Source organism: Streptomyces sp. CNT372 (assembly GCF_000377145.1).
Map to the genome: position 1 here is coordinate 75,819 of NZ_KB897790.1, position 26,018 is coordinate 101,836.

A 26,018-nucleotide genomic window follows, 5' to 3' on the forward strand; every position below is an offset into this window, starting at 1 on the left:
GGGGGATCATGACGGAAATTCCGAACTGGCGCATCAGTAGCTACACCAAGTCTGACAGCTGCGTGGAAGTCGCCGACAATGACCCCGTCAGCGTACTGGTTCGGGATACAAAAGACCGGAATCGAGGAACGATGGCTGTGAATCCGGTCGCCTGGCGCGAATTCGTGGATTTCAGTAAGCAGCAGGCTTTCTGAGGGGCATCCTGATCCCGGCCCCCTCTTCCGGGAGGGGGTGGAGGTGAGTCGGCGAGGCTGCCTGGAGGTCTGCCGCGCTTCTTACGCTTGAAGGCGCCGGAGGCGTCGTCGTCGACGGCCGCAGCCGGATCGTGGCAGGGGCGGTCGGCCGGGGTGCTGAGCGACCGCTTAGGATGGATGGAATCCAGACAGTCCGGGCCCCCGCAGCCCGTACTGCCGGAACCGCCCCTACCGCCCGCCCCGCAGAGGAGCCAGGACCGTGACCGTGCCCGCCCCGACCGTCCCCGCCGCCGAGCGCGGCGTCCTCGTCCCCGTGGACGTCCACTTCGACGACCTCGACGCCCTCGGGCTGCTGCACAACGCCCGCTACCCGCTGCTCGTCGAGCGCGCCTGGGCGGCCCACTGGCAGGCGCAGGGCTTTGCCTACGAGGGCGACTGGGGCGCCGCCGGGGACGCCTGCAACGCCGTACGGGAACTGCACGTCGGGTACGAGCAGCCGGTGACCCGGGCCGGGGCCTACGCGGTGGAGCTGTGGCTGGACCGCCTCGGTACCACCGGCCTGACCTACGGCTTCCGCTTCTGCTCGGCCGACGGGCGGGTCACCTACGCGCGCGGGCACCGCGTCCTCGTCCGCCTGGACGCGGCGACCCTGCGGCCCGCCCCCTGGAGCGAGCCGTTCAGGGCCGCCGGCCGGGCACTGCTGCGGCCGGAGCCGCGGGGCTGACCGGCGGCCCGGCCTTCCGGCCCGCCGTGCGCAGCACCCCCGCGCCCGCCACCAGCCCCATCGCCAGGGCGGTGACCAGGCCGAACGACACCACCAGACTGGTCGCGTCGGCGACCGCGCCGATCGCGGAGGGCGCGATCAGGCCCGAGGTGTAGGTGATGGTCGCGACGCCCGCGATGGCCTGGCTCGGGTTCGGCCCGCTGCGCCCCGCCGCCGCGAAGGCCAGCGGCACCACGACGGCGACGCCGAGGCCGAGCAGTCCGAAGCCCGCCAGCGCGGCCGCCGGATGGGGCGCGAAGACCACGAGGAGCCCGCCGCCGGTTGCGAGCACCCCGCCCGTGCGCACCGTGCGTACCGCGCCGAACCGGTCCACGATCCCGTCCCCGGCGAACCGGGCCACAGCCATGGTCAGCGCGAACGCCGTGGTGGACGCCGCCGCGAGGCCGGGGGAGGTGCCGAGGACGTCCCGCAGGTAGACGGCCGACCAGTCCAGGCTGGCGCCCTCCGCGAAGACCGCGCAGAAGCCGACCGCGCCGATCAGCAGCGCCGACCGCGGCGGCAGCGCGAAACGCGGCGGCGGTTCCGCGTCCGGGGCGCTGCGCACGTCCGGCACCCCCTGGCAGACGAGGAGTCCGGCCACCGTCAGCACGGCGGCGGCCAGCGCGTGGTGCAGCCGGGCGTCGCTGCCGAGATGGGCGGCGACCGTGCCCGCCGCCGAGCCGATCAGGGCGCCGGCGCTCCACATGCCGTGCAGGCCGGACATGATCGAGCGGCCGACCCGGTTCTCGGTCTCCACTCCCAGGGCGTTCATCACCACATCGCTCATCCCGGAGGTCGCGCCGTACACGAAGAGCGCGGCGCACAGGGTGAGCAGGTTCGGCGCCAGGGAGGGCAGGGCCAGGCTGAGCGTCCAGAGCGCGAGCAGGCCGCGCAGGGCGGTGCGCGCGCCCAGGCGGTGGCTCACCGCGCCCGCCAGGGGCATCGCCAGGGAGGCGCCGAGGGCGGGGAAGGCCAGCGCCAGGCCGAGCTGCCCGGCGCTGACCTGGGCGTGGTCCTGGATCCACGGGATCCGCGTGGCGAGGCTGCCCGCGACCGCGCCGTGGACGCAGAAGACGGCGGCGACGGCGATACGGGCGCGCCTGAGGCGGTGCGGCTGCCATGCCGCGCCGGCCGGTTGGTCGGACATGCGGATACCCCTTTCCCGGGGACCTTGGGCGAGGACGTCCGGTCAAGAAACGTCCGGTCGTGGACGTTCAACCGTGAACGTCGGGCGGTAAACTATCAGGAACCCTGCCTGATAAATAGATGGACGGGTCCGGGGCGTCCTCCCCCGGTGGGCCGGTCCGTGCGCCGAGGCGGGGGCCGACCGCCCCGGCCCGTCTGGAAGGATTCCGGCATGGCCGCATCCCCGCGCACCGCCAGGGCGCTCAACGACCGGCTCGCCCTGGAACTCCTCCAGCGGGAGGGCCCGCTGACGGCCGGGCAGCTCAAGACCTTGACCGGGCTCTCCCGCCCGACCGTCGCCGACCTGGTGGAGCGGCTCCAGGGCTCGGGGCTCGTCCAGGTGGTGGGGGAGTCCGGGGCGCAGCGGCGCGGCCCGAACGCGCGCCTGTACGGGATCGTCGCCGACCGGGCCCATCTCGCGGCCCTCGACGTGCGCACGGGCGGGGTGCGCGTCGTCGTCGCGGACCTCCTCGGCCGCACCCTCGCCGAGACCTCGCTGCCGATCGGCGGCGACACGGGCACCGAGCCGGCCGCCGAGCGGGCGGTCGCCCTGCTGGCGGGGGCCGTCGCCGAGGCGGGCGCGACCCGGCTCCACAGCGTCGGGGTGGGCGCGCCCGGACTCGTCGACCCGGCGACCGGCGAGCTGCGCCCGGCCAGTGGACTGCCCTCCTGGCACCGGCAGTTGGTCGCTGCCCTCCAGGAGCGCCTGCCCGCGCGGGTGCTCGTCGAGAACGAGACGAATCTCGCCGCCCTCGCCGAGCAGCGCCTCGGCAGCGCGCGGGACCGGGAGTCCTTCGCCTTCCTGTGGCTCGGCCACGGCGTCGGCGCGGGGCTCTTCCTCGACGGGCGGCTGCGGCGCGGGTCCTCCGGCGGCGCGGGCGAGGTCGCCTTCCTCCCGGTGCCGGGCACGCACGGGCTGCCCTCGCGAGGCGACTGCGACGGCGGGTTCCACACGCTGGCGGGCGCGGCGGCGGTCTCGGCGCTGGCGGCCCGGCACGGGCTGGCAGCGCGGCACGAGGCGGCCGCGCCCCGCCCCGGCCGCGCCTCGGCCGCGCCCCGGCCGGGCGACACGGGGACCCCGCCCCCCGGCACGCAAGCCCCGCCCGCCGGCGCGGGAACCCCGCCCGCCGGCGCGGGAACCCCGCCCGCCGGCACGCAAGTCCCGCCCGGCCCCGGGGCCGCCGACCGGGCCGCCGCCCTGGTCGCCGAGGCCGTCGCCGCCGGCCACGACGCCTTCCTCGACGAACTCGCCGCCCGCATCGCCCTCGGCGCGGCGGCGGTGGTCTCGGTCCTCGACCCCGGCTGCGTCGTCCTCGGCGGCGAGATCGGGCACGCCGGCGGCCCCGCCCTGGCGGCCCGCGTGGAGGAACGCGTCGCCGCCATGTCCCCGCTGCCGACGGTGGTCCGCCCCGGCGCCCTCGACGGCGCCGCCGTCCTCGGCGGGGCCCTGTCCATGGCCCGCCAGGCGGCCCAGGACGACCTGTTCGGCGCGTAGCGTCCCGGCGCGGCCCGCATGCCCGGCCCGCGCGCCCTGGCTGGAACCTCACCCGGCGGCCCGCATGCCCGGCCCGCGCGCCCGGCCCCCGGCCCCGGCTGGAACCTCACCCGGCGGCCCGCGCGCCCGCCCCGCCCGCCCTGGCTGGAACCTCACCCGGCATCCCGCGCGTCCATGACACCGGTGGGCCCGCCGGGACCGGATCCGGCCGGGGAACGGTCTCTTCCGTCCGGGCGAAGTGTTCTACGGTGCCCACAGCGACCAGGAACAGTGAGTCCGGGGGTAACTGGCCATGGGCATCGGCGACTTCGTCAGGGACATCACACCCGATGCGGTCGAGGAGGCGGTCGAGGACGGAGTCGAGTGGGTCGGCGACCGGGTCGAGGACGCCGGGAACTGGACCGCCGACCGGCTGGAGGACGTCGGCTGGGAGTCCGGCGCGGACTGGGTGCGCGAGCAGTCCCGTTCCGTGGCCAACCGGCTGGGCGCCGAGGTCGACGAGATGGACCTCGGGCAGACCGAGGACAAGACGAAGCTCGTCCACGGCAGCCCGGAGAAGATCCGCGCCACCGCCGGGAAGCTGCGCGCCTTCCAGACCTCCTTCGACGACGCGGGCAGCGGGCTCAAGGGGCTGGACTCGTCCCGGCTGAAGGGCGAGGCGGCCGAGGCGCTGCGCAAGGCGGTGAGCACCCAGCCGCCCCGGTGGTTCACCGGCGCGGACGCCTGCGAGAAGGCCGCCGCCGCGCTGGAGGCGTTCGCCGGGACGGTGGTGTGGGCGCAGAACCAGGCGCAGACGGCGATCGAGATGTGGAAGGAGGGCGTCAAGGCGTCCGAGAACGCCGCCGACGCCCACCGCAAGAAGATCGACGCCTACAACACGGCCGTCGACCGCTACAACGCGCTGCCCGCCGACGAGCGCAACCCGGCCACCCTCCCGCCCTGCCCCGCGCCGACCTTCACCGACCCGGGCAGGAAGCTGATGGAGGACGCGCAGAGCCTCCTCGGCCAGGCCCGCACCCAGCGGAACACGGCGGCGGAGACGGCGCGCACCGCGGTCCGCGCCGCCCGGGACACGGCCCCCGAGAAACCGTCCTACGCCGAGCAGCTGCGCGACGGACTCCAGGAACTCCAGTACATGGGCGACCACGTCGGCGGCGGCCTCATCAAAGGCACCGCGGGCATCCTCAACTTCGTCCGCCAGGTCAACCCCCTGGACCCGTACAACATCACCCACCCCGCCGAGTACGCGACCAGTCTCAACAGCCTGGCCGCCGGGCTGGTCGTCGCCGCCAACGACCCCGTCGGCACCGGCAGGCAGATGATCAACGACTTCATGAAGGACCCCTACGAGGGCTTCGGCCGGCTGCTGCCCGACGCCGCCCTGACGGTGGCGACCGGCGGAAGCGGCGCCGCCGTCAAGGGACTTCGCCTGGCCGGTGACGCCGCGGACGCCGCCCGCACCCGCCGGCTGATCGACGACGCCCCGGACGGCACCCACAACCGGCCCGACGCGGCCCGGCCCGTCGCCAACACCGACCCGGTGGACCTGGCCTCCGGCCGGATGTTCCTGCCGCAGGCCGACGTGGTGCTGCCCGGCACCCTCGCCCCGGTGTTCACCCGCCGCACCGAGTCCGGGTGCGCGGCCGGCCGCTTCCTCGGCCCCGCCTGGACCTCCACCGTCGACGAGCGCCTGGAGATCGACGCCGTGGGCGTCGTCCATGTCACCGCCGACGGCCTGCTGATCCCCTATCCGCACCCCGTTCCGGGCGCCCCGACCCGCCCCGAGTCGGGCACCGCCCGGACCCTGCTGGCCCGCGACGGTCACGGCGACTACACCGTCACCGACCCGGACTCCGGCCTGACCAGCCACTTCCCGGCCCCGACCGGCAGCGCACCGGGGGACGACGGCATCGCGTGGCTGGAGCGCACCGAGGACCGGCACGGCAACTGGCGGGCCGTGGTCCGCGGCGAGGACGCGGTGCCGCTGGCGCTCACCTCCTCGGCCGGCGCCCAGGTCACGGTCGCGGTCAGCGAGGGCCGGATCACCGCCCTCGCCCTGGCCGGTGCGGGGGAAGCGGGCGCGGAGGCCACCACGGGCACGGACGGTCCGGGCGCGAACCCCGGTGCGCCGGGCGCGGGCCTGCCCCTGATGTCCTACGGCTACGAGGACGGCAACCTCACCACCGTCACCCGGCCCTCCGGCGCCACCACCACCTTCGCGTACGACGACCGCCGCCGCGTCACCTCCTGGACCGACTCCAACAACAGCCGGTACACCTACGTCTACGACGACCGCGACCGTGTCGTCGCCGAGGGCGGCGAGGCCGGCCACGTCCAGCTCACCGTCGCCTACACCGAGCCCGACCCGGAAACCGGCCACCGCACCACCACCCTGACCACCGCCGAGGGCCACACCACCCGCTTCCTCGTCGACGGCCGCAGCCGCGTCCTCGCCACCACCGACCCGCTCGGCCACACCACCCGGGTCACCTACGACGAGCGCGGCCATGTGCTCTCCCGCACCGACCCGCTGGGCCGCACCACCGCCTTCACCCACGACGAGGAGGGCCGGCTGCTCACCGTCACCCGGCCCGACGGCAGCGAACTGGCCACGGTACGGGGGAGGTTCGGCCTCTCCACCGAGTTCCGCGGCCCGGACGGCGCCCGCTGGCACCAGGAGTTCGACGAGCGCGGCAACCGCATCGCCGTCACCGACCCGGCAGGCTCCACCACCCGGTACGCCTACGACGACCGCGGCCGGCTCACCACCGTCACCGACGCCCTCGGCGCCGTCTCCACCGTGTGCTGCGACGCGGCCGGGCTGCCGGTGGCGGTGACCGACCCGGCCGGCGCCACCACCCGGCTGGAACGCGACGCCCTGGGCCGGCCGGTGCGTGTCACCGACCCGGTCGGCGGGGTCACGCGCCTCGGCTACGACGCCGACGGCAACCTCGTCCGCCGCACCGCCCCGGACGGCTCCGCCGAGTCGTGGACCTACGACGGCGAGGGCAACTGCCTCACCCGCACCGACCCGGCCGGCGGCGTGCACCGCTACGAGTACACCCACTTCGACCTGCTCACCGCCCACACCCACCCGGACGGCTCCCGTCACACCTTCGAGCACGACGCCGGCCTGCGCCTCACCCGGGTCACCGGCCCGCACGGCCTGAGCTGGAGCTACGCCTACGACGCGGCCGGCCGGCTCACCTCCGAGACCGACTTCGACGGCCGCACCCTCGGCTACCGCCACGACGCCGCCGGGCAGCTCACCGCCCGCACCGACGCCCTCGGCCGCACCGTCGCCCACACCTACGACCAACTCGGCCAGGAGATCCGCAAGGACGTCGACGGCCGGGTGACCACGTACGAGTACGACCGGGCCGGGCGCCTGCTGCGGGCGAGTGGGCCGGACAGCGAGCTGGCCTGGGTGTACGACCGGCGAGGGCGCATCAAGACCGAACTCGCCGACGGCCGCGCCATGAACTACGCCTACGACGCCCTGGGCCGCCGCACCCGGCGCACCACCCCGACCGGTGTGGTCACCACCTACGCCTACGACGCCGCCGGCCGCCCGGTCCGGATGCGGGTCGGCGGCCACGAGGTCGCCTTCGCCCACGACGCGGCGGGCCGGGAGCTCCAGCGCGTCTTCGGCGGCACCCTCGCCCTGACCTCCGCCTGGGACGAGGCCGGGCGGCTCGCCGCCCAGGAAATGACGGCGGCCGGCCGGCCGCTCAACCGCCGCCGCTACTCCTACCGCGCGGACGGCCACCTCACCTCCGTCGCCGACACCCTGTCGGGATCGCGTGCCTTCGACCTGGACGCGGCGGGCCGGGTCACCGGCGTCCGGGCCGAGGGGTGGTCCGAGCGCTACGCCTACGACGAGGCGGGCAACCAGTCCTCGGCCTCCTGGCCGTCCGGCCACGCGGGCGGCGAAGCCACCGGAGAGCGCGCCTACCGGGGCACCACCATCACCCGTGCCGGGAGGGTCCGCTTCGAGCACGACGGCCTCGGCCGGGTGGTCCTGCGCCAGAAGACCCGTCTCTCCCGCAAGCCCGACACCTGGCGCTACACCTGGAGCGCCGACAACCGCCTCACCTCCGTGGTGACCCCCGACGGGACCCGGTGGCGCTACCGCTACGACCCCCTCGGCCGCCGCACCGCCAAGCAGCGACTCGCCGGGGACGGCGAGACCGTCGCCGAGGAGATCCGTTTCAGCTGGGACGGCGGCACCCTGTGCGAGCAGACGGTCCACACCCCCGGGCTGCCGCATGTGGTGGCCCTCACCTGGGACCACCGTGGCCTGGTCCCCCTCGCGCAGACCGAACGCCTCCTCACCCCGGACACCCGGCAGGAGGAGATCGACCGGCGCTTCTTCGCCATCGCCACCGACCTCGTGGGCACCCCCACCGAACTGGTCGACGAGTCCGGGGACATCGCCTGGCGGGCCCGGAGCACCCTGTGGGGGAGGACCGCGTGGAGGCGGGACAGCAGCGCCCACACCCCGCTGCGCTTCCCCGGCCAGTACGACGACCCCGAGACCGGCCTGCACTACAACCTGTTCCGCCACTACGACCCCGAGACCGGCCGCTACGCCTCACCGGACCCCCTGGGCCTCGGCCCCGCGCCGAACCCGGTCGCCTATGTGCACAACCCGTTCACGGTCTGCGACCCGCTCGGCCTCTCCCCGTACTCCCGGTTCAAGGGCCTGGGCTGGCTGACGGAGAAGATGCTCGAACGCCCGTCGTTCAAGTACCAGCGGCTGGTCACCGACCAGAAGTACGAGCAGCAGTGGATCCTGCCGGACGGCCGCGAGGTCCATGTGGACGGCGGCCCGCGGGACGGCTGGATCACCGAGGCCAAGTGGACCGGGGGCGAGAAGCCGGGCGAGTGGGAGAAGTCCCCGTACAACCCCGATTTCGAGTTCTACGACGAGAGCCGGATCACCACCCAGGCCGACAAGCTGCTCGCCCTGAACGAGAGCCTCGGGGGGAAGGGGGTGCGCTATATGGTGTCCAACGAATCGGGCGCCGCGCATGTGAACGAGGTGCTGTCCAAGGCGTTCCCGGAGGCGTACGCCAACGGGACGCTCAGGGCGTATCACGTGCCCGGCAACGGCATGAGTGGAATGAGTTCATGGCTGCAGTGACCGCGATGCTGGAAGAGTTCCGGGGCCTCGTCCCGCTGACCGCCGAGGGCGCCGCGACGGCCTTCGCCGCCCAGGGCTGGACGCCGCGGGGGAAGGCCAAGGACGGCGTGGAGACCTCCTGGCAGCGGGACGGGATCCGGGGGTGGATCCAGACCTTCTCCAGCGGGGCGGTCCGCGCCTCCTTCGCCGTCTGGATCCGCGACGTGGACGAGTCGGGCTACTTCGACGACCTCGACGCCGTCTACGAGGAGGGCGAGCGGGCGCTCGCCGCCTTCCTCCCGGAGATCGAGGAGTCCCCGCTCGCCGCCCACCTCACCGAGGCCGCGCCGGCGGACGAGGACCGGGACGAGTTCGTCGCGGTACGGAAGTGGATGCTGGACGGCCGGGTCCTGACCGCCGGTGTCGTCCAGCAGGACACCGACCTCCCGGTCATGGTCGTGGCCGCACTCCAGGAGCCGGCGCCCGCCTCCTGACAGACGGCCGTCCCCCCGCACGGCGGGGGGACGGTCCCGTGGAAGGGGCCCGGCGGCGGGCAAGGGCCGTTCGACCGCCGCCGGGCTGATCGGGTGGGGTCAGCAGGCGCCGAGGTCCTGCCAGACACCCCACTCACCGGTGGTACCGGGCTTCTCGCCCTTCGTCCACCACTTGGACTTCCAGTTGCGGCCCTCGTGCGAGACGGTCGTGCCGCCGCCGTACTCCGCGCTCGCCGACCAGGCCGGCGCCGTGCAGGAACCGGTCCCGCCCGTGCCACCGGTACCGCCGGTCCCGCCCGTGCCACCGGTGCCGCCGGACTGGCTCGGGGACGGCGACGGGGACGGCGTGCCGCCGGAACCGGGCTCCACGACGGTGGTGCCGCGCGCCAGGTCGGTGGTGAGGGCGTACTTCTTGCCGCCGATCGTCACCGTCCAGTTGGAGGGTGTGGACACCGGCAGGTAGTAGTTGAACGCCAGGTCCACGGTGGCGCCCGGGGCCAGCGACTGCCAGGCCGGGAGCTTCAGGGAGACCCGGTGGAAGTTGCCCTTCAGGCCACCGATGTTGTTGCCGGTGTGGTCGCTCCTGATCACCTTGGTGCCGAAGCCCGACTGGTCGGAGGCGTTGCCCGGGGCGGCCGTCGCGTAGTCGAACTGGAACTCGGTGCCGCCCGGCAGCGCGGTGGCCGTGTTGTTGGTGATCTTCAGCTTGGGCGTCAGCGGGTAGTTGGAGTCGCCGAGCTTGAACTCGGTGAAGTCCACGGCGATGTCGGCCGCCTCGGTGGGCAGCGCGATGTCGGACTTCTTCGCCCCGTAGGGGGCGGCCGCCTTGAACTTGTCGTACATCAGGGTGGTGAGCGTGTCGCCCTGCTCGTACTGGCCCTTGGCCGCGTTCCAGCCGTAGTCGCCGGCCAGCTCCCAGACCATGGTGCCGCCGATGCCGCGGTCCACCACGTAGTCGGCCTTCACACCGACCGACTGCTCGTCCTCGGTGGAGATGAAGACCTTCTTCTGGGCGTTCCACAGCCAGGGCGCGACCAGCGTCGAGTCGTACTTGCGCGCGTAGGTGCCGGTGAGCTGGGTGTTCGCGGGGAAGCCGTACTGCGTGACGTAGTCGCCGACGATCCCCTTCTCCAGGTTCTTGGCGTGCCACATCGGGTTGGAGCCCGCGGGGGACTCCTTGCCGTTGTCGTCCTTGTCGTGCCAGAGGTTGTCGATGCCGACCGCGCCGTCACCGCACTTGGTCAGACCGGAGCCCGCCGGGCAGGAGGTCGCGGCGGCCCTGCCCCACAGACCGTCGGTGCCGCCCTGCACGTTCTTGTGGCCGCGGGTGTAGTACGGCAGGCCGATGTTGATGCGGCCGGCCGGCATGGAGCCGCGGAAGTAGTGGTACGCCCAGTCGGTGTTGAGGTAGCCGATGCCGCCGTACTGGGAGCTGCCGTAGACGTTCGCGGCGGCCAGTTCGGCGTCCTTGCCGTCGTCGAAGAGCGAGGCGTTCGGTCCGACGTACTCGTTCCAGGCGCCGTGCAGGTCGTAGGACATGATGTTGACGTAGTCCAGGTACTTCTGGACCTGGAAGGTCTCCATGCCGCGCAGCAGATAGCCGGAGGAGGGGGCGGCGACGGTCAGCAGGTAGTGCTTGCCGTCGGCGGCGCCGGCCCGGTCGAGCTTCTCGCGCAGGGTCTTCATCAGGACCGCGTAGCCCTTGTTGAGGCCGGCGCGGCGGGCGTTGGAGATCGGGAAGTCGGCGGGGTGGCCGGCGTCCTTCATCGAGGTCGGGTACTCGTAGTCGATGTCGACGCCGTTGAAGCCGTACTTCTTGATGAAGGCCACGGCCGAGTCGGCGAAGGTGTTGATGCCCGCCTGGTTCACGGAGCCGTCCGCGTTGGTGGCCATCGTGTAGAAGCCGCCGGAGGCGACCCGGTCGCCGTTCTCGTCGAAGTAGCCGCCGGTCTCGGCCCAGCCGCCCACGGAGATGAGCGTCTTGACGTCCGGGTGCTGCTTCTTGAACTTGTTGAGCTGGTTGAAGTGGCCCTTGTAGGGGAACGCCGGGTCCATCTCGGACCCCGCGACGCCGGGCCAGGTCATCCCGGTGGCCGCGTTGTTCGCGCCGTCGGGGCCCACGGACAGCTTGTTGGCCGCGTCCACGTGGGCGAAGGCGTAGTTGATGTGCGTGACCTTGTCCCACGGCACGTCGGAGGCGAGGTACGCGGACTGCCCGTTCTTGCCCGTACGCCAGCCGGTGAAGTAGCCGATGACGCGGCGCTGGTGGTCCGCGCCCATCTTCTCTCGGCCCTCGGTGTCGTAGACGGAGCAGTACGGGACGTCGACGCCGGGAGTGGCGTACAGGCCGTCGGGGCGACAGCTCTCGTTGTCGGCGGCGTGCGAGACGCCGGTCGAGAGCGTGCCGGCAAGCAGCGCGACGGCGGCGACGCCGGCTGCGAGCACGCCCGCTCTGAAGGGGGTGGGGGACTGCACGGTCGGTTCCTCCTGGTGGGGGAGCCCCTGATCGCCCGCCAGGGCATCAAGGGGTGTTCGGCCTTGCACAACTGGCATGGGGATGCGATGGGTTGGCCCGACGTGGTGCGCACCCCGGCGGGCCGTTTCCGCGGAGGTGTCGCAGAGATTAAGAGGACTAGACCAGTGCGTCAATAGGTCTGGACCATTTCGTTGCCAAGTGCCGTTTGTGAGTCAACCCACACTCTTCGCCTGTCGGGGCCGCCCGCGGCCGTGGCACACTGGCCCTGTATCAGCAGCAGCGCACTCCGGGGTCGGTGAAAGTCCGAACCGGCGGTTACAGTCCGCGACCCGGCCGCATCCAGTGGCCGGTTGACCAGGTGAAATTCCTGGACCGACGGTTAAAGTCCGGATGGGAGGCAGTGCGCGGCGGGTGAGCCCTCACGGGTGCGCCGGCCGTCTGCGCGGACCGCCGTCACGGCGTCCCGCGCTTCTCGGCGCCGGTGTGTCCCCCGTGCGGTGTCGTCATCCGTTCTCTGTCGTCGTCGACAGCCCCGGAGTCCGTGCCCGAAGAGGCAGGAGGACCCGGTGGCCACCGCAGCCGACACCGCCGCCATGCGCCGAGCCGTCGCGCTCGCCGCCCGCGGACTCGGCTCCACCAGCCCCAACCCGGTCGTCGGGTGCGTCGTCACGGACGCCTCCGGACAGGTCGTCGGCGAGGGCCACCACGAGCGCGCGGGCGGGCCCCATGCCGAGGTCGTCGCCCTGCGCGCGGCCGGCGAGGCCGCCCGCGGCGGCACCGCCTACGTCACCCTGGAGCCCTGCAACCACACCGGCCGCACCGGCCCCTGTGCCCAGGCCCTCCTGGCCGCCGGGATCGCCCGCGTCGTCTACGCGGTCGCCGACCCCGACCCGCAGGCCACCGGCGGCGCCGGGACCCTGCGCGCGGCCGGCGTCCGGGTCGAGCAGGGGCTGCTGGCCGAGGAGGCCGAGGCGGGGAACACCGCCTGGCTCACCTCCGTCCGCCGCGCCCGCCCCCACGTCACCTGGAAGTACGCCGCCACCCTCGACGGCCGCACCGCCGCCGCCGACGGCACCAGCCGCTGGATCAGCTCCCCGGCCTCCCGCGCCGATGTGCACCGCCTGCGCGCCGAGTCCGACGCTGTCCTCGTCGGCGCCGGCACGATGCGCGCCGACGACCCCCACCTCGCCGCCCGCGGCGTCGAGGGCGCCGTCCAGCCGCTGCGGGTCGTCCTCGACACCGAGGCCGCCGCCGTCCGCCCCGGCGCCCGGGTGCTGGACGACGCCGCCCGCACCGTGGTCGTCGTCGCCGACGACCTCGCCCCCGAGGCGGTGGCGGCGACCGGCGCGGCCGAGGTCTGGCGCCTGCCCCGAGCGGCCGCGGGCGGCATCGACCTCACGGCCCTGCTGGCCGCCCTGCACCGGGACGGCGTCCGCTCCGTCCTCCTCGAAGGCGGCGCCACGCTCGCCGGGGCCTTCGTCGCCGCCGGCGCCGTGGACCGCGTCGTCGGCTACCTCGCCCCCGTACTCCTCGGCGCGGGCCCCGCCGCCCTCGCCGACGCCGGAATCACCACCATCGCCGAGGCGTTGCGCCTCCGTGTCACCGGGGCCGAACGCATCGGCCCCGACCTGCGCATCACCGCGACCGTCCCCGAGGGAGCCTGAGTTGTTCACCGGAATCGTCGAAGAGCTGGGTGAGGTCACCGCCGTCGAGGACCTCGGCGACGCCTCCCGCTTCCGTCTGCGCGGCCCCGTCGTCACCGAGGGCGCCAAGCACGGTGACTCCATCGCCGTCAACGGCGTCTGTCTCACCGTCGTGGACACCGAGGACGGCGAGTTCACCGCCGATGTGATGGCCGAGACCCTCAAGCGCTCCAGCCTCGGCGCCCTCGCCGTCGGCTCCCGGGTCAACCTGGAGCGGCCGATGGTCGCCGACGGGCGCTTCGGCGGCCACATCGTCCAGGGCCATGTGGACGGCACCGGCACCATCACCGGGCGGGAGCCCTCCGAGCACTGGGAGCTCGTCACCGTCTCCCTCCCGGCCGGGCTGGCCCGCTATGTCGTCGAGAAGGGCTCCATCACGGTGGACGGCGTCAGCCTCACCGTGGTCGACGCCGGCGACGACCACTTCACCATCAGCCTCATCCCCACCACCCTCGCCCTGACCACGCTCGGGCTCAAGCAGCCCGGCGACCCGGTCAACCTGGAGGTCGACGTGATCGCCAAGTACGTCGAGCGGCTGCTCGGCGCACCGGAGGAGATGGGCCGGGCCCCGAAGGAGAGCGGCCGATGAGCGCCCTCTCCTGGCTGAACGCGGAGGCGTTCACCGTCCTCGGGCAGCGCATCATCTGGTCCGACATGATCGGCAACGTCATCGGGCTGACCGCGCTCGCCCTCGGCTGGCGCCGCTCGGTGTGGACCTGGCCCGCCCAGTTCCTCTCCGGGATCATCCTGTTCGCCGCCTTCGCGGGGCACATGACCGGCAGCGCGGGCAAGCAGGTCGTCGTCATGCTGGTCGCCGCCTGGGGCTGGTGGCAGTGGACGCACGGCCGGGCCCGCGCCCAGGACGGCACCATCGCGGTGCGCTTCGCCACCTGGCGCGAGCGCGGTGCGATGGCCGGGGCCGCCCTGGTCGGCACCCTCGCCGTGGGCGGCCTGTTCACCGCGTTCCCGTCGCTCTCCTGGGACGCCTGGCCCGACGCGTACATCTTCGTCGGCACCCTGGTCGCCATGTACGCCCAGGCGCGCGGCATGGTCGAGTTCTGGTTCGCCTGGCTGCTGGTCGACCTCGTCGGCGTCCCGCTGAACTTCGCCAACGGCTACGCATTCTCCGGTTTCGTCTACGTGATCTACGGCGCGCTCGTCCTGTGGGGCATGCGCGACTGGTGGCTCCGCTCCCGCAGGAGCGCCGAGCCCGCCCTGGAAGGAGCGGCAGCATGAGTGCCCTGCCCACCTGGTACGCCTCCGGCGACGCCGAGGACCTCCGCCTCGACCCCGTCGCCCAGGCGATCCGCGACATCGCCGCGGGCCGGCCGGTCGTGGTCGTCGACGACGAGGACCGGGAGAACGAGGGCGACCTCGTCATCGCCGCCGAGAAGGCGACCCCCGAGATCATCGCCTTCATGATGAGCGAGTGCCGGGGCCTGATCTGCGCGCCCATGGAGGGCGAGGAGCTCGACCGCCTGGAACTCCCGCAGATGGTCGAGCACAACACCGAATCCATGCGGACCGCGTTCACCGTCTCCGTGGACGCGGGCCCCGAGCACGGCGTCACCACCGGCATCTCCGCCGCCGACCGGGCCGCCACCCTGCGCCTGCTCGCCGACGGCGCCGCCGGCCCCGGCGACTTCGTGCGTCCCGGCCACATCTTCCCGCTGCGCGCCCGCCCCGGCGGCGTGCTGGTGCGCAACGGCCACACCGAGGCCGCCGTCGACCTCGCCCGGCTCGCCGGACTGCGCCCCGCCGGCGCGATCGTGGAGATCGCGGGGGAGGACGGTGTGATGCTGCGCCTGCCCGAGCTGGTGCCCTTCGCCCGCAAGCACGGTCTGACGATCATCTCCATCGAGGACCTGATCGCCTACCGCCGCAGCGCCGAGCCGACCGTCAAGCGCGAGGCCGAGGTCAGCCTGCCGACCGCCTTCGGCCACTTCACCGCCTACGGCTACCGCTCCACCGTCGACGGCGTGGAGCACGTCGCCCTCGTCCACGGCGAGACCGGCGACGGCGAGGACCTGCTGGTCCGCGTCCACTCCGAGTGCCTGACCGGCGACATCTTCCACTCGCTGCGCTGCGACTGCGGCCCCCAGCTCGACGCCTCCATGCGGCACGTCACCGAGGCGGGCCGGGGCATCGTCGTCTACCTCCGCGGGCACGAGGGCCGAGGCATCGGCCTGATGTCCAAGCTGCGCGCCTACGAGCTCCAGGAGCGTGGCCGCGACACCCTCGACGCCAACCTGGAACTCGGCCTGCCCGCCGACGCCCGGGACTATGCGGCCGGGGCCCGCATTCTCGACGACCTCGGGGTGCGCAGCGTCCGGCTGATGACCAACAACCCCGACAAGGTCGCCGCCCTCACCCGGCACGGCATCCGCGTCCTCGGCCGCGAACCGATGCCCGTGCAGGCCGGCGAGCACAACCTCCGGTACCTGCGCACCAAGCGCGACCGGATGGGCCACGACCTGCCCTGGCTCGACACCGTCCCGGCGTCGTCCACCTGCGGCAACCAGTAGCACCGGCACGCGACCGGAGCAGCGGACCACGCACGACCAGTACAGCGGACCACGCACGACCAGTACAGCGAACAGGGAGAGACATGAGCGGCAAGGGTGCCCCCGAACTGTCCGTCCGCAACTGCGGCGACCTGCGGGTGGCCGTGATCGCGGCACAGTGGCACGAGAAGATCATGGACGGCCTCGTGGACGGCGCCCTGCGCGCCCTGCACGAGCTGGGCATCGACGAGCCGACCCTGCTCCGGGTCCCCGGCAGCTTCGAACTCCCCGTCGTCGCCAAGGTCCTCGCCGGCCGCGGCTACGACGCGGTCGTCGCCCTCGGCGTCGTCATCCGGGGCGGCACCCCCCACTTCGAGTACGTGTGCCAGGGCGTCACCCAGGGCCTCACCCAGGTGTCCGTCGACACCGGGGTGCCCATCGGCTTCGGCGTCCTCACCTGCGACACCGAGGAGCAGGCCCTCGACCGCGCCGGACTGGAGGGATCGAACGAGGACAAGGGGCACGAAGCGGTCACCGCCGCGGTGGCCACCGCGACCATCCTGCGTTCAGTATCCGAACCCTGGCGCTGAGGCGCGGTCGTTTCCGCGTAGGGTGGAGCCACCATGTCCAAGAAGACGTTCGAGGAGCTCTTCGCCGAGCTCCAGCAGAAGGCCGCCAACGGCGATCCCGCCACCTCCCGCACCGCCGAACTGGTGGACAAGGGGGTCCACGCGATCGGCAAGAAGGTCGTCGAAGAGGCCGCCGAGGTGTGGATGGCCGCCGAGTACGAGGGCAAGGAAGCCGCCGCCGAGGAGATCTCCCAGCTCCTGTACCACGTCCAGGTGATGATGGTGGCGCGCGGGATCTCCCTCGACGACGTCTACGCCCATCTCTGAGGGCCCCGGGCACCCCGAGCCTGAGCCCCGCCGCCCCCGCGCCGTCCACTCCCAGAGAACGAACGAAGGAAGCCCGTCTCATGCTGCGCATCGCCGTCCCCAACAAGGGTTCACTGTCCGGGCCTGCGTCGGCGATGCTGCATGAGGCCGGCTACCAGCAACGCAAGGAGTCCAAGGAACTCGTCCTGGTCGACCCCGAGAACGAGGTCGAGTTCTTCTACCTGCGTCCGCGCGACATCGCGATCTACGTCAGCTCCGGCCGCCTCGACATCGGCATCACCGGCCGCGACCTGCTGCTCGACTCCGGTGCGAACGCCGAGGAGATCCTCCGGCTCGGCTTCGCCCGCTCCACCTTCCGCTACGCCACCAGGCCCGGCACCGCGTCCGGCGTCGAGGACTTCGGCGGAATGACGATCGCCACCTCCTACGAGGGCATCGTCGCCAAGCACCTCGCGGACAGCGGCATCGACGCCTCCGTCGTCCACCTCGACGGCGCGGTGGAGACCGCCATCGAGCTGGGTGTCGCCCAGGTGATCGCCGATGTCGTCGAGACCGGGACCAGCCTGCGCAACGCCGGTCTGGAGGTCATCGGGGAGCCGATCATGACCTCCGAGGCCGTGGTCGTCCGGCGCAGCGGCGCCGACCCCGAGCACGCGCAGGTCCAGCAGTTCCTCCGCCGCCTCCAGGGCGTCCTGGTCGCCCGCAGCTACGTGATGATGGACTACGACTGCCGGGTGGAGAACCTGGAGCAGGCCGTGGCCCTCACTCCGGGCCTGGAGTCGCCGACCATCTCCCCGCTGCACCACGAGGGCTGGGTCGCGGTCCGCTCCATGGTCGCCGCCAAGGAGGCCCAGCGGATCATGGACGACCTGTACGCCCTCGGCGCACGGGCCATCCTCACCACGGCCATCCACGCCTGCCGCCTCTGAGGACGACACCCCCGATGAACGACTCCGTCCCGTCCGAACCCGACCCCCGCCCCGAGTCCGGCCCGCAGCCCGGCTCCGGGGCCGGGGCCCGGCCCGCCTCCGCCGTCCCCGCCCTCCCGGTCACCTTCCGGCCGACCCGCACCCGGGTCGTCCTGCTGACCACCGGCACGCTGATGTGCGTCGTCCTGATCACCATCACACTGCTGCTCGAACGGCTCAGCCCGGCCGAGCGGACCAGCTTCGTCTTCGTCGCCCTGCTCTTCTTCGGTGTCCTCGCGCTGCTCAGCCGGCCCAGGGTCGACGCGGACGAGGACGGGGTGACGGTCGTCAACCTCACGCGCACCCGACGGCTGGCCTGGGCGGAGATCCTCCGGGTCAACCTGCGCCCCGGCGACCCCTGGGTCTTCCTCGACCTCAGCGACGGCACCAGCATGCCCGCCCTCGGCATCCAGCCGGGGATCGCCCGCGCCCAGGCGATCGAGCACGCCCGGGCCCTGCGGGCCCTCGCCGAGACCCGGGGCGCCTCTCCCCGGTAGGAGGGTTCCCGTCTCCTCAGTAGGAGGGGTCCTGCGGGTCCCGGCCGCCCGGGCCCCGGCCCGACAGCACCTCTCCGTACGCCTGTATCAGATCCGGCAGCCGCAGGGTCGACAGATCGTCCCGGCCCGGCGTGCCGGGGAACTGGGAGAGCCGCAGATCACGGTAGGCGCAGCTCTTCTCGTACAGGGTCCGCAGGAAGCGCCCGTTGCCCAGCTCGTCGATCCAGCCCTGGCCGACCACGTGCCCGCTGATCGACAGCAGCTCGTCCCGGGCCTCCTCGTCCCACACGTCGCCGTTCTCCGCCGCCAGGACCCCGCCGATCGCCGCCAGCTCCAGCGGCCGGTACGAGGGGAAGTCGACGCGCGTCGTGAAACGGGAGGAGAGCCCGGGGTTGGCCGCCAGCAGCCGGTCCATCCCCTCCGGGTAGCCCGCCAGGATCACCACCAGATGGTCGCGGTTGTCCTCCGCCCGCTTCAGCAGCACCTGGAGGGCCTCGTCGCCGTACGCGTCGCCCTTGCTGTAGCCCGAGTTGGCCAGGCTGTACGCCTCGTCGACGAAGAGGACCCCGCCGAGGGCCGAGTCGATCAGCTCGTTCGCCTTCACCGCGGTCTGGCCCAGGAACTCGCCCACCAGGTCCGAGCGCTGGGCCTCCACCAGATGGTCGCCGCCCAGCAGGCCCAGGGCGCAGCACACCCGGCCGAGAATCCGGGCCACGGTCGTCTTGCCCGTGCCCGAGGGCCCCGAGAAGACGAAGTGGCGCTTCGGCGGCTGCACCGGCAGCCCCTGCGCGGCCCGCAGCCGGGCCATCTCCAGCTGCGCCGACAACGCCTTCACCTGGCGTTTCACCGGCTCCAGGCCGACCATCCGCTCCAGCTCGGCCAGCGCCTCGGCCAGCAGCACCGGATCGGTGGGACCCGCCGGGAAGGCCGGGGGAGCGGACTGCCGGGGGACGGGCGCCCGGCGCCGTAAGCCCTCGCCGGGCGGGACGGCGGACGCGGGGGAGGGCGGGGGCCCGCCCGGCTCCGCACCGCGCCGGTCGGCCCCGCCCGGACGGTCGGCGCCGGGCGGCGGCTCCGCGTCCGCCTGGAGGTCAGCGGTGTCCGCGCCGTAGCCGGCGAGCGACACCGCGGCGACCCCGGCGGCCGGGTCGTGGCCCTCGTACCCGTCGTAGCCGTCGATCCCGTCGTACTCCGCGATCGCCGCGAGCCGGGCCGAGGTGTCCATGAAGGCCGGGTCGACGCGGTGCACGGCCCGGTACAGGGGGAGGGCGGCCGCGCTGCGGCCGGTGCCCTCGTGGGCGCGGGCCAGCCAGTAGCGCAGCTCCTTGCGCTGCGGCTGCTCGCTGCGGCAGCGCATCAGCGCCGCCGACAGCATCGGCTCCGCCTGCCCGAACATCTCAAGCCGCACCCGGGCCATGCCCCCGAACAGCCCGGCCTCGATCCCCAGCAGCGGATCGTCGACCAGCGGCTCGGTGTGCCGGACGAGCTGCTCCCAGTCCTTGACCAGATAGGCCCGGCAGGCGTGCAGGAAGCGCACCTGGGGGTCGGCGTCCACCGGCGGCAGGCCCGCGAGCGCCCGGTCCAGCTCCGCCACATGGCGGCCGTCCAGCCAGTGGGAGGCGTGCGCGAGGAGCAGGTCCCGGGGGCTCTCCAGCACGGGCTGCACCCACCAGCCCAGCCAGTACCAGGAGTTGAGGGTGCGGCGGTGGCGGGCGCGCTGCTCGCCGAACCGGTCGCGATGCCGGTACATGTGCAGCAGGGCGGTGGTGGTGTCGGCGCGCAGCGCGTGCAGCCCCAGCCAGGCGTCGGCCATTCCCGGGTCCCGGTGCACCGCCTCCCGGAACTCCTCCTCGGCCTGCGGGTACGCGCCCATCGTGCAGGCGTCCACCCCCCGGATCCAGGCGAGCTCGGCGGGGGTGCGCGCACCCCGCGTGCCGTCCTCCGTCGGGTTCATCGGATTCCCCACCCTCCCCCACCCACCGTGCAGCCGAGTCGTCGCGGCGGGGGCGCCCCTTCGCACGGTACGGCGAACGGACGTGCCGCGGACGGGAATTGAGCCCACCGGGGGCATCGTACCTGCGCAGAGCGGGTGTGATTAAGAGCGCCTCGACGGACCGAGGTGACTACCGAGGGTGATGTTCCGGCTCGGATCCGTGCGCGGCGGAAGGGGGAGAGGGCAGAACGAAGCCCCCGATCACGGGGGAACAACCGGGGGCTTCGCGTCTGCGGCGACTTCGGAAAGCCGCACATTGAGAACGTAAGACCTGTAAGCCCCGTCGGTCAAGCAGAGTTGGGGCACCTTTGAGCCGTAATCCCGACTGACCGGTATGGCGCACATGGCCGATCACTTTCGGTGATCTGCCGCCGCTATCCGATCATCCCGGTGAGCGCCCCGCGCCACGTGTATCCCACCCGGCTCTCGCACACCAGCAGGTCGGCGTGGGGGCGGGAGGGGTCGGCCGCGAAATGGCGGGTCTCCGCCGGTGTCCACCCGTCCCAGAAGGCCGTCTGAGCAGGCCCGTCCCGGCGGCGGCCCCGCGCCCAGGACTCCTCGGCGCCGCGTTCCATCCAGAGCAGCGCGGCCAGCCGGGGCCGCAGCGCCCGCCGCCCGGCCCCCACCCCCTCCACCAGGACCAGCGGGGCGGCGGGCAGGGTCCGGGGCCCGAGAAAGCGCCGCAGATTCCAGTCGTACGGGTGATAGCGCGCCGAACGGCCCGCGGAGAGGGGCGAGATGACCTCCTGCTCCATCCGGCCGGTCCAGGCGAACAGTTCCTCGTGCGAGGCGAGGTCGTCGAGATGGAGCACGGGCACGGACCCCGGTCCGGGTCCGGACCGGGAGGCCGGCTCGCCCGCCGCCTCGGCGAGCCGCGCCGCGAAGGTGCTCTTCCCCGAGCCCGCGTGCCCGTCCACCGCCACCAGCCGCACCGGCCCGCAGGAGGGCGGCAGCGCGCGCAGGCGCGCGGCGAGGCCGGGGAGATCGTGCGAGGCGGGCAGGTCGTGCAGGTGGCGCATGCCGTCAGGGTAGATCGGGCCCACGGGCCCCGGCCCGCGGCCGCGCCCCCGCCGCTGGACCGGCCCGACGACGCGCCCTCCGACGCGGCCCGGGGTGCTGGCCCGGTCCGGCCCCGGACGCGATAGTGGCCCCACTGCCGCGCACCCGACCTGGGGGTCCCATGACCGCTCCGACTTCGCGCAGAACCGTCATCGGCGCCGCCGTCGCCGCCATGGCCGCCGGCGCGGTGGGCCTGGGCGCGATGACCCGCGCCACCGCCTCGGCCGCCGCCCCGCCCGGCCGGCGCACCCCGCGTGCCGCCCGCCCGGTGGACAACCGCTTCTGGCACACCGGCACGGACTGGCTCGGCGGCGACCACACGGGCACCCGTGCCGTCGCCGGAACCCGCCCCGGCCTGGCCCTGGACCGTCCCGCCGGCACCACCGACCACACCGACCCGCACACCGGCCGGACCCGGCCCTGGGAGTACGCCGTCTGGACCTCCCCCGAGCACCGGCCCGCAGTCCCCGCCACGGAGCTGATCCCCTCCTGGAACGCGCACACCCCGCCCGGCACCTGGCTCCAGGTGGAGGTGACCGGCCGCTACATGGACGGCACCGCCCTGCCCTGGTACGTCCTCGGCCGCTGGGCCTCCGGTGACACGGACATCCTGCGCGCCTCCGTCGACGGCCAGGGCGACGGCCGGTCCACCGTGTGGACCGACACCGTGGCCGTGGACGACCCGGCGGCCGGGCACCGGATCACCGCGTACCGGCTGCGCCTCACGCTCTACCGCCGGCCCGGGACCTCGCTCACCCCGACCGTGTGGCGAGCGGGCGCGATGGCCTCCGACGTCCCCGACCGCTTCGGGGTACCGGCCTCCGCCCCGGGGCTCGCCGCCGAACTCGCCGTACCGCGCTACTCGCAGAACACCCACATCGGGCAGTACCCCGAGTACGCGGGCGGCGGCGAGGCCTGGTGCAGCCCCACCTCCTCGCAGATGACCGTCGAGTACTGGGGCCGCCGCCCCACCCCGGAGGAACTCGCCTGGGTGAACCCCAACTTCGCCGACCCCCAGGTCTGCCACGCCGCCCGCCGCACCTACGACCACGCCTACGAGGGCTGCGGCAACTGGCCCTTCAACGCCGCCTACGCCGCGGCCTACCCCGGCCTGAGCGCCGTCGTCACCCGCCTCGGCTCCCTCACCGAGCTGGAGACCCTGATCGGGGCCGGTATCCCGGTCATCACCTCCCAGTCCTTCCTGCAGGAGGAGCTGACCGGCGCGGGATACGGCACCGCGGGCCATCTGATGACCGTCGTCGGTTTCACCGCCACCGGCGACGTGATCGCCAACGACCCCTCCTCACCCCGCAACGAGGCCGTCCGCCGCGTCTACCGGCGTGCCGAGTGGGAGAACATCTGGCTCCGCACCAAGCGCCACGACGCGGACGGCAGGGTCCGGAGCGGTACGGGCGGTGTCTGCTACCTGTACTGGCCCGCCGTCCCCACGGCCGCCCAGCGCGGCGCATTGGCGGCCGTCGGCGTGCACTGACCCGTACGGGACCGGCCGGCCCGGCCGCGGGCGTGATGAACGTCTCTACCCCGCGGCCCCGCCCGGCTGGCACTGTGGGGCACCGGGGGGAGACCGACCGCCGACGCCGAACGAACGAGAACGCCCATGAGCCCGACCGCCGCAGCCGCCACCGCCGACCGCCCCGGAGCGCGCACCCGCACCGGAGGGCCCGACGACGGGCCCGCGATCCTGGAGCACCTCCTCGGCTGGACCCTGGTCGTCGTCCTCGCCATGTTCATCACCCAGCTCGGCCTGCTCTGACCCCCGGGGCCCGCCGCCGCGCGTACGGCCCCCGAGCAGGGCGGACCGCACCGGGCGCACCGCCCGACAGCTTGATCACAGGTTGCCGGCACCCCCGTGACGGGAGCCCGCCGATCGGGCATACTCGACGCGCCACAGCCGCCAACCAGCCTTTTTCGTGACCCGGAAGGGCAGCATCGGCCTGGCAGGACAACCGGCGGCGCGCCCCACACCCTGCGCGCGTGCCCGCCGCAGCGCCCGACAGGGAGGAGTGCGCCGCTATGCCCGACCGTGCCCCGCAGCCGGTGGACCGTCAACTGCCCACCGAGGAGGCCGGGGATCTGATCGCCCTGGTCCGCGACATCGTCCAGCGGGAGATCGCTCCCGGGGCGGCCGAGGAGGAGGAAGCCGGGCGCTTCCCCCGCGAGGTGTTCTCCCTGCTCTCGGAGGCGGGCCTGCTCGGTCTGCCGTACTCCTCGGAGTACGGCGGCGGTGACCAGCCCTACGAGGTCTACCTCCAGGTACTGGAGGAGCTGGCGGCCGCCCGGCTGACGGTCGGTCTCGGCGTCAGCGTCCACTCCCTCGCCTGCCACGCCCTCGCCGGGTACGGCACCAAGGAGCAGCAGGCGGAGCACCTGCCCGCGATGCTGGGCGGCGGCCTGCTCGGCGCCTACTGCCTCTCCGAGCCGGCCTCCGGCTCGGACGCCGCCTCCCTGCGCACCAAGGCCGTGCGCGACGGTGACGACTGGGTGGTGACCGGCACCAAGGCGTGGATCACCCACGGCGGTGTGGCCGACTTCTGCACCCTGCTCGCCCGCACCGGCGGCGACGGCCCGCGCGGGATCACCGCCTTCCTCGTCCCCGGCGACGCGGAGGGCCTGAGCGCCGCCCTCCCGGAGCGCAAGATGGGCATGAAGGGCTCCCCGACGGCTCAGCTCAACTTCGACGGGGTGCGTGTCCCGGACGCCCGCCGCATCGGCGAGGAGGGGCAGGGCTTCGCCATCGCCCTCTCCGCGCTGGACTCCGGCCGCCTGGGGATCGCGGCCTGCGCCGTGGGCGTCGCCCAGGCCGCGCTGGACGAGGCGGTGGCGTACGCGACCGGCCGCAAGCAGTTCGGCCGCCCGATCGCCGACTTCCAGGGGCTGCGCTTCATGCTGGCCGACATGGCCACCCGTATCGAGGCGGGGCGCGCGCTGTACCTCTCCGCGGCCCGGCTGCGGGACGCGGGCCGGCCGTTCTCCCGCGAGGCCGCGATGGCCAAGCTGTTCTGCACCGACGCGGCGATGAGCGTCACCACGGACGCCGTGCAGGTCCTGGGTGGCTACGGCTACACGCAGGACTTCCCGGCCGAGCGGTACATGCGCGAGGCGAAGGTGCTCCAGATCGTCGAGGGCACCAACCAGATCCAGCGGATGGTCATCGCCCGCCATCTGGCCGGCCCTGAGAGCCGCTGAACCGGCCCTGGGGTACCGGCGGCGCCGCGACCCGGTCCCATTCGGCATCGCGGCGCCCGGGGAGTGTGCGTCCACGGCTCGCCCACCGCACCAGGAGATCGCGGTAGATCGGCGGGTCCGACGGGTGCGGAACCGATTCTGCGGGCGGGGCCGCCGCGCTCGCGAGGAGCCTTCCGGCACGCCCCCTCCCGGTGCGGTCGCCTCCCGCGGGCGGCACCCGTGGGCGCGGCCGCCGACGGGGCGGGCACGGACGCGATCACCAGCGCGGGCCCGGGCGCAGCCGCGGTCGGGGCGCGTGTACCGGCGCGGACGCCGGTGGTGTGGCCGCGGCCGCGGATGTGGGTGCAGCCGCGGATGTGGTTGCGCGTTCCCGCGCGGACACCGTGGTGTGCGCGCCGGAGCCGCCGCTCAGGCGGCGCGGCGCAGGGCGGCCCTGACCACCGGGCGCTTGATGGGCCGCGAGCCGGGACCGCCGACGTGCGAGAACGGCTGGGTGCGCCAGTCGAGCCCCTGCGGGAGGGTCAGCACCACGACCGTCTCCTGCTCCACGGCCTCGGCGGCGCCGTCCGCCGGGAGGGCCTCGGAGGCCGCGCGGCCGGTACCGGCGCACACCGTCAGGCCGAAGGGATTCCACGGGGTCGGGCACCGTGCGTGCTCCGGAAGCACGTCCTCCTCGGCGAGAAGGGCGATCGGTTGGGCGCAGTCCGGGCAGACGACCCGGTACATCCCGAAGGCGTCGTACGCGTCGAACTCGTCGGCGTCCGGATCGACGGGCTCCAGTTCGGTACGGCCGCTGTTCTTGGTGTTCTGCATGGAGAATCTCCCCCTCGGATGGGCCGATAAGGCGCTTGTGGCCTCGACCACAGCAAGCAATGCCCATCGCACATGCCGGATAACCGTGCGGTCACGGCCGACGCGGCCTCGCGGGTGTGGTCTTCGTCACATGGCATCCCGTGGAGTGTCCACGATGTGCACCGGACTGTGCCGGACGGCCCCCGGGGCAATAGGTTGATCGCCATGGAGGAGTTGGATCGACAGATCGTGGAACTGCTCGTCAAGGACGGGCGGATGAGCTACACCGACCTGGGCAAGGCCACCGGCCTGTCCACCTCGGCGGTGCACCAGCGCGTCCGCCGCCTGGAGCAGCGCGGTGTCATCCGCGGCTACGGCGCCGTGGTGGACCCCGAGGCCGTCGGTCTGCCGCTGACCGCCTTCATCTCGGTGAAGCCGTTCGACCCCAGCGCCCCCGACGACATCGCGGACCGGCTCTCGGGCGTCCCCGAGATCGAGGCGTGCCACAGCGTCGCGGGCGACGAGAACTACATCCTCAAAGTCCGCGTCGCCACCCCGCTGGAACTGGAGCACCTGCTCACCCGCATCCGCTCCCTGGCCGGTGTCTCGACGCGCACCACGGTCGTCCTGTCCACCCCGTACGAGGCGCGTCCGCCGCGTATCTAGT

22 protein-coding genes and 1 riboswitch are annotated in these 26,018 nt (G+C 73.5%); of the genes, 17 read left to right on the forward strand and 5 right to left on the reverse strand.

Features of this window, described 5'->3' with window-relative positions:
- Positions 1-8: 8 nt before the first annotated feature.
- Positions 9-194, forward strand: coding sequence for a DUF397 domain-containing protein (locus tag C593_RS32035; protein ID WP_078521889.1), 186 nt, complete (start codon positions 9-11; stop codon positions 192-194).
- 259 nt (positions 195-453) lie between these two features.
- On the forward strand, positions 454-918 hold the full coding sequence (locus C593_RS0125315) for a thioesterase family protein (RefSeq protein ID WP_018850126.1): 465 nt from the start codon (positions 454-456) through the stop codon (positions 916-918).
- On the opposite strand, the gene C593_RS0125320 is transcribed toward C593_RS0125315, so the two are convergent.
- Entirely contained in the window at positions 872-2,104 is a 1,233-nt protein-coding gene (locus tag C593_RS0125320; RefSeq protein ID WP_018850127.1) for an MFS transporter, read from the reverse strand. The two genes, C593_RS0125315 and C593_RS0125320, sit on opposite strands and share 47 nt — an antisense overlap.
- A 210-nt stretch (positions 2,105-2,314) precedes the next feature.
- Here C593_RS0125320 and C593_RS0125325 point away from each other — a divergent pair, with 210 nt between their 5' ends.
- From C593_RS0125325 to C593_RS0125335, 3 genes are all read left to right on the forward strand, one after another.
- Positions 2,315-3,637 (forward strand): ROK family transcriptional regulator, encoded by a 1,323-nt coding sequence (locus tag C593_RS0125325; RefSeq protein ID WP_018850128.1) that lies wholly within the window; start codon positions 2,315-2,317, stop codon positions 3,635-3,637.
- Positions 3,638-3,929: 292 nt separating this feature from the next.
- Positions 3,930-8,783: an RHS repeat domain-containing protein gene (locus C593_RS30505; protein WP_018850129.1), complete on the forward strand. Its 4,854-nt coding sequence runs from the start codon at positions 3,930-3,932 to the stop codon at positions 8,781-8,783.
- Entirely contained in the window at positions 8,771-9,256 is a 486-nt protein-coding gene (locus tag C593_RS0125335) for a hypothetical protein (RefSeq protein ID WP_037747085.1), read from the forward strand. Before C593_RS30505 ends, C593_RS0125335 begins: the two co-directional genes overlap by 13 nt.
- A 99-nt stretch (positions 9,257-9,355) precedes the next feature.
- Here C593_RS0125335 and C593_RS0125340 read toward each other — a convergent pair whose 3' ends face one another.
- Positions 9,356-11,731 (reverse strand): chitinase C-terminal domain-containing protein, encoded by a 2,376-nt coding sequence (locus tag C593_RS0125340; RefSeq protein WP_018850131.1) that lies wholly within the window; start codon positions 11,729-11,731, stop codon positions 9,356-9,358.
- A 278-nt stretch (positions 11,732-12,009) separates the two neighbouring features.
- Positions 12,010-12,140: riboswitch (FMN riboswitch) on the forward strand.
- 158 nt (positions 12,141-12,298) lie between these two features.
- Here C593_RS0125340 and ribD point away from each other — a divergent pair.
- The 8 genes from ribD (at position 12,299) to C593_RS0125380 (ending at position 18,300) form a co-directional block, all read left to right on the forward strand.
- Positions 12,299-13,396 (forward strand): bifunctional diaminohydroxyphosphoribosylaminopyrimidine deaminase/5-amino-6-(5-phosphoribosylamino)uracil reductase RibD, encoded by a 1,098-nt coding sequence (gene ribD / locus C593_RS0125345; RefSeq protein ID WP_018850132.1) that lies wholly within the window; start codon positions 12,299-12,301, stop codon positions 13,394-13,396.
- A 1-nt stretch (position 13,397) separates the two neighbouring features.
- Positions 13,398-14,024 carry a riboflavin synthase gene (locus C593_RS0125350; protein ID WP_018850133.1) on the forward strand — a complete coding sequence of 209 codons (627 nt, stop codon included), beginning with the start codon at positions 13,398-13,400 and terminating at the stop codon, positions 14,022-14,024.
- A complete protein-coding gene (locus tag C593_RS0125355; RefSeq protein ID WP_018850134.1) occupies positions 14,021-14,671 on the forward strand; it encodes a nicotinamide mononucleotide transporter family protein in 651 nt (216 codons plus the stop codon). Before C593_RS0125350 ends, C593_RS0125355 begins: the two co-directional genes overlap by 4 nt.
- The gene (locus C593_RS0125360) at positions 14,668-15,960 is read left to right on the forward strand and encodes a bifunctional 3,4-dihydroxy-2-butanone-4-phosphate synthase/GTP cyclohydrolase II (RefSeq protein WP_018850135.1); all 1,293 of its coding nucleotides are present in this window, start codon (positions 14,668-14,670) and stop codon (positions 15,958-15,960) included. The genes C593_RS0125355 and C593_RS0125360 overlap by 4 nt, the downstream gene beginning before the upstream one ends.
- A gap of 83 nt (positions 15,961-16,043) precedes the next feature.
- A complete protein-coding gene (ribH, locus tag C593_RS0125365) occupies positions 16,044-16,529 on the forward strand; it encodes a 6,7-dimethyl-8-ribityllumazine synthase (protein WP_018850136.1) in 486 nt (161 codons plus the stop codon).
- 33 nt (positions 16,530-16,562) lie between these two features.
- A complete protein-coding gene (locus tag C593_RS0125370; RefSeq protein ID WP_018850137.1) occupies positions 16,563-16,835 on the forward strand; it encodes a phosphoribosyl-ATP diphosphatase in 273 nt (90 codons plus the stop codon).
- Positions 16,836-16,915: 80 nt separating this feature from the next.
- Positions 16,916-17,764 carry an ATP phosphoribosyltransferase gene (hisG, locus tag C593_RS0125375; RefSeq protein ID WP_018850138.1) on the forward strand — a complete coding sequence of 283 codons (849 nt, stop codon included), beginning with the start codon at positions 16,916-16,918 and terminating at the stop codon, positions 17,762-17,764.
- A 14-nt stretch (positions 17,765-17,778) separates the two neighbouring features.
- Positions 17,779-18,300: a PH domain-containing protein gene (locus C593_RS0125380; protein WP_018850139.1), complete on the forward strand. Its 522-nt coding sequence runs from the start codon at positions 17,779-17,781 to the stop codon at positions 18,298-18,300.
- 16 nt (positions 18,301-18,316) lie between these two features.
- On the opposite strand, the gene C593_RS0125385 is transcribed toward C593_RS0125380, so the two are convergent.
- Together C593_RS0125385 and C593_RS0125390 are read right to left on the reverse strand one after the other, a co-directional pair.
- Entirely contained in the window at positions 18,317-20,254 is a 1,938-nt protein-coding gene (locus tag C593_RS0125385; RefSeq protein ID WP_018850140.1) for an AAA family ATPase, read from the reverse strand.
- 413 nt (positions 20,255-20,667) lie between these two features.
- Positions 20,668-21,312 (reverse strand): hypothetical protein, encoded by a 645-nt coding sequence (locus tag C593_RS0125390; RefSeq protein WP_020610390.1) that lies wholly within the window; start codon positions 21,310-21,312, stop codon positions 20,668-20,670.
- A gap of 161 nt (positions 21,313-21,473) precedes the next feature.
- Here C593_RS0125390 and C593_RS0125395 point away from each other — a divergent pair, with 161 nt between their 5' ends.
- The 3 genes from C593_RS0125395 to C593_RS0125405 all read left to right on the forward strand — a co-directional run bounded on the left by C593_RS0125395 (position 21,474) and on the right by C593_RS0125405 (position 24,559).
- The gene (locus tag C593_RS0125395) at positions 21,474-22,844 is read left to right on the forward strand and encodes a peptidase C39 family protein (RefSeq protein WP_018850142.1); all 1,371 of its coding nucleotides are present in this window, start codon (positions 21,474-21,476) and stop codon (positions 22,842-22,844) included.
- A 126-nt stretch (positions 22,845-22,970) separates the two neighbouring features.
- Positions 22,971-23,126 (forward strand): SCO1431 family membrane protein, encoded by a 156-nt coding sequence (locus tag C593_RS32705; protein ID WP_018850143.1) that lies wholly within the window; start codon positions 22,971-22,973, stop codon positions 23,124-23,126.
- A gap of 260 nt (positions 23,127-23,386) precedes the next feature.
- A complete protein-coding gene (locus C593_RS0125405; RefSeq protein ID WP_018850144.1) occupies positions 23,387-24,559 on the forward strand; it encodes an acyl-CoA dehydrogenase family protein in 1,173 nt (390 codons plus the stop codon).
- A 408-nt stretch (positions 24,560-24,967) separates the two neighbouring features.
- Here C593_RS0125405 and C593_RS0125410 read toward each other — a convergent pair whose 3' ends face one another.
- Entirely contained in the window at positions 24,968-25,372 is a 405-nt protein-coding gene (locus tag C593_RS0125410; protein WP_018850145.1) for a hypothetical protein, read from the reverse strand.
- A 204-nt stretch (positions 25,373-25,576) separates the two neighbouring features.
- Between C593_RS0125410 and C593_RS0125415 the strand changes: the two genes are divergently transcribed.
- Positions 25,577-26,017, forward strand: coding sequence for an Lrp/AsnC family transcriptional regulator (locus C593_RS0125415; RefSeq protein ID WP_026278068.1), 441 nt, complete (start codon positions 25,577-25,579; stop codon positions 26,015-26,017).
- Position 26,018: the final 1 nt, after the last annotated feature.

What these genes read in the sequence shown, in the direction of transcription:
- C593_RS32035 (WP_078521889.1), top strand. Translation starts at nt 9, where the DNA reads ATGACGGAAATTCCGAACTGGCGCATCAGTAGCTACACCAAGTCTGAC.
- C593_RS0125320 (WP_018850127.1), bottom strand. Translation starts at nt 2,104, where the DNA reads ATGTCCGACCAACCGGCCGGCGCGGCATGGCAGCCGCACCGCCTCAGG.
- C593_RS0125325 (WP_018850128.1), top strand. Translation starts at nt 2,315, where the DNA reads ATGGCCGCATCCCCGCGCACCGCCAGGGCGCTCAACGACCGGCTCGCC.
- C593_RS30505 (WP_018850129.1), top strand. Translation starts at nt 3,930, where the DNA reads ATGGGCATCGGCGACTTCGTCAGGGACATCACACCCGATGCGGTCGAG.
- C593_RS0125335 (WP_037747085.1), top strand. Translation starts at nt 8,771, where the DNA reads ATGGCTGCAGTGACCGCGATGCTGGAAGAGTTCCGGGGCCTCGTCCCG.
- C593_RS0125355 (WP_018850134.1), top strand. Translation starts at nt 14,021, where the DNA reads ATGAGCGCCCTCTCCTGGCTGAACGCGGAGGCGTTCACCGTCCTCGGG.
- C593_RS0125360 (WP_018850135.1), top strand. Translation starts at nt 14,668, where the DNA reads ATGAGTGCCCTGCCCACCTGGTACGCCTCCGGCGACGCCGAGGACCTC.
- ribH (WP_018850136.1), top strand. Translation starts at nt 16,044, where the DNA reads ATGAGCGGCAAGGGTGCCCCCGAACTGTCCGTCCGCAACTGCGGCGAC.
- C593_RS0125370 (WP_018850137.1), top strand. Translation starts at nt 16,563, where the DNA reads ATGTCCAAGAAGACGTTCGAGGAGCTCTTCGCCGAGCTCCAGCAGAAG.
- hisG (WP_018850138.1), top strand. Translation starts at nt 16,916, where the DNA reads ATGCTGCGCATCGCCGTCCCCAACAAGGGTTCACTGTCCGGGCCTGCG.
- C593_RS0125380 (WP_018850139.1), top strand. Translation starts at nt 17,779, where the DNA reads ATGAACGACTCCGTCCCGTCCGAACCCGACCCCCGCCCCGAGTCCGGC.
- C593_RS0125385 (WP_018850140.1), bottom strand. Translation starts at nt 20,254, where the DNA reads ATGAACCCGACGGAGGACGGCACGCGGGGTGCGCGCACCCCCGCCGAG.
- C593_RS0125390 (WP_020610390.1), bottom strand. Translation starts at nt 21,312, where the DNA reads ATGCGCCACCTGCACGACCTGCCCGCCTCGCACGATCTCCCCGGCCTC.
- C593_RS0125395 (WP_018850142.1), top strand. Translation starts at nt 21,474, where the DNA reads ATGACCGCTCCGACTTCGCGCAGAACCGTCATCGGCGCCGCCGTCGCC.
- C593_RS32705 (WP_018850143.1), top strand. Translation starts at nt 22,971, where the DNA reads ATGAGCCCGACCGCCGCAGCCGCCACCGCCGACCGCCCCGGAGCGCGC.
- C593_RS0125405 (WP_018850144.1), top strand. Translation starts at nt 23,387, where the DNA reads ATGCCCGACCGTGCCCCGCAGCCGGTGGACCGTCAACTGCCCACCGAG.
- C593_RS0125410 (WP_018850145.1), bottom strand. Translation starts at nt 25,372, where the DNA reads ATGCAGAACACCAAGAACAGCGGCCGTACCGAACTGGAGCCCGTCGAT.
- C593_RS0125415 (WP_026278068.1), top strand. Translation starts at nt 25,577, where the DNA reads ATGGAGGAGTTGGATCGACAGATCGTGGAACTGCTCGTCAAGGACGGG.